Origin of the sequence: Acinetobacter johnsonii (assembly GCF_048551975.1) — a bacterium.
Lineage (GTDB): Bacteria > Pseudomonadota > Gammaproteobacteria > Pseudomonadales > Moraxellaceae > Acinetobacter > Acinetobacter johnsonii_A.
Window position 1 is genome coordinate 1 of record NZ_JBIMCF010000195.1, and the last position, 282, is coordinate 282.

The window sequence follows — 282 nt, forward strand, 5'->3', positions numbered from 1 at the left end:
CGTCGGGACCGTTCAGCTCAAAGGCCAATGGCCTTGCCACGGTGCCGTCGATCCCACTGGGCGTCTCATGGCCGTCGCGGATTACGCCTCGGGCCAGGTCGAATTCGTCGACCTATCAGATCCCACCCGACCAACTGTCCGAAACGTCCTCGATCTCGGTCAGGGCTGTGTTTTCCCTAGACCGGTGGCAGATCGTCAAGAGGGTCCCCATGCTCACCAGGTGACGTGGTTGGATCGCGCGCATCTTGCGGTCACGGATCTCGGAGCTGACCGCATCAACGT

The 282-nt window shown here is 61.7% G+C and carries 1 protein-coding gene; it reads left to right on the forward strand.

From position 1 onward, the window contains the following. A partial coding sequence (locus tag ACG9ZB_RS17210) for a beta-propeller fold lactonase family protein (RefSeq protein ID WP_419326842.1) occupies positions 1-282 on the forward strand: 282 nt, incomplete at both ends.